We start from the raw sequence: 2,039 nt of genomic DNA, 5'->3' as shown, positions 1-2,039 counted from the left end.
TGTGTGTTGCGGCTTGATGACGGCTTCGGGCACTGCAAGGTGGCGGTAGAGGTCGAGAACGTCTGTGTCGGGAGCGCCAGCCTTTCGTATCCGCAGGATCGAACCATCGCTGGTAGGCAGGACGATGGTACAGACCTGATGGGTCTTGAGCGTGTCGCGCAGGGTCGGCCACGAGGTGTGAATGCCCTGATCGAGAAGAGTTTTCTCGATCGCGATAAGAAGATGGTAAGCCAAGACGCAAACGAAGATGTGAGCCTCGACGCGTTGTTCGAGGTGATGAAAGATCGGCCGCTCGGCGAGCGGCGATTTCATGTCCCGGAAGGCGGTCTCGGCGCGGGTGAGCAGGACGTAGATGCGCCAGAGTTCATCGCCTGAGAGGTCTTTGCGGTTGGTTTTGAGCAGGTAACAACCGTCGAGCCGCTGCGCCTTGGCGTGTTTGTCGGGATCGAGAGTCGCGCTAAGGCTTGCCGTCTGCGGATCATGGGCGAGATTGTAGTAACGGGCGACGCGGGGGTAGCGCTCCTTCAAGCGTCCGATGGCTTGGTTGATCTTGTCGGGCTTGACGAGTTTTTTATCGGCGATGCGGCGGGAGAGTTTGTCGATGTCGGCGAGTAGACGCTGTTCGTGCTTCTCGCGGATCGCGCGATCCTTGGCGATGCGTTGCTCGCTGCGGCAAAGCACGTAGGTCTGCTCGTCGGCGACGCGGGTCTTGACCTCGATTGAAGTCTTCTTCTGCGCCGGATTGAGCGGCGAAGGGGCCCGCAGAACTGGCGCGAAGCCGTCGGTCTCCTCGAAATCGGAGAGCCATCGGTTGCGCTCGGGCTGCCGGCTGGCGACCACGTAGTTGAGCTTGCGGCGCTTGAGTTCGGCGATGTTCTCGTCGAACGCCATTCCGCGATCGAGCACCACGGTGGCTCCTTCGTTGAGGCCGATGCGCTTGGCCAGTCGATCGAGCATGGTCGAAAGCGTGCTGCGATCCTGGGTGTTGCCGGCAAAAACCTCGTGCGTGATGGGAAAGCCGTCGCGGTTGACCACCAGGCCGACCACCACCTGCTTGCAGTCGGGCCGGTGATCGCGCGAATAGCCGCGCTTGGCCTTGCCATTGCGTTTTGCCAGTCCCTCGAAATAGGTCGAGGTTAGATCGTACAGATAGATCGTGGCATCGAGGTTGAACAAACTGCGCTCGCGCGCCACGAGTGCCGCCTCGATCGCGGCGCGCAGCGGATACAGTTTATCGAGCACCTCGTAGAGCGGGTCTTCGGCAAGTCGATCGAAGTCGACGCCGAGAATATCGCCGAGCGCAGTGCGCCGGATCCAATCCGGCATGGCGTGCTCCGAACAGGGCGCAATCAGGCGGTTGAGCGTCATCGCACAGCTAAGCCGGCGCACCGTTTCCGACAGCCCGCATCCGGTCAGAATGCGGTCGAGCTCAAGCCGTCGCCAGAATTGATAGCCGACATGGACCGGCCCGGCCTCGCGATGACGCTCGGTGGAGACGCGGCTCGGATCGATGTTGATCAGTTCGGCGTGTGGTGACGCAGTTCGCGCCGCCGCGCTATCCGCTTCGGCTTCACGCCGCTCTCTGACCCGGCGGACGATGTTGGCCACCTCGCCATTGTCCGGATCGAGCAAATCGGCTTGGCCGACAAGCGCGTCCTCGATCTTGCGCGCGAGCTTGAGCCAGTCCGCCGCCGGCCGCGGGCTCAGATCGCCGAGCGAGCAAATTGCCCGCTGACGCGGCCCTTTCGCGGTGTGGACCGATTCCACCAGCACGTAATTGGTGTAGGTCGCGCCTTTGTAGGAGCGAATCGATTTGCGAATGTACATGCCACTACGAATCACAAAATGGCGGATGTACAAGTAAAAATCACGTAACTTTTAGTCACTATTTTGGCGAACGGCGCACTTTGTCGGATCCCAGTCCAGCAATTCCAATGAGTTACCTCGCGCTGGTCGGCGCGCCAGCTGAAAAATCGCGGTCGCAAGCTGGAAGTTGGGCTAACCTTCGGACCGTGGGCATTTGGCCGCCCATTGATGGC

At 60.9% G+C, this 2,039-nt stretch carries 1 protein-coding gene; it reads right to left on the bottom strand.

Annotated elements, in window-relative coordinates:
- Positions 1-1,827, bottom strand: a 1,827-nt coding sequence (locus tag JOZ76_RS35825; RefSeq protein ID WP_291706094.1) for an IS1634 family transposase, incomplete at its 3' end; no start/stop codon positions are given.
- Between the last annotated feature and the right edge of the window lie 212 nt (positions 1,828-2,039).

It is taken from the genome of Bradyrhizobium sp., assembly GCF_019244115.1.
In the GTDB taxonomy this organism is placed as follows: domain Bacteria; phylum Pseudomonadota; class Alphaproteobacteria; order Rhizobiales; family Xanthobacteraceae; genus Bradyrhizobium.
The sequence above is the reverse complement of the archived record's forward strand: the minus strand, read 5'-3'. Positions and strand labels throughout refer to the sequence as shown.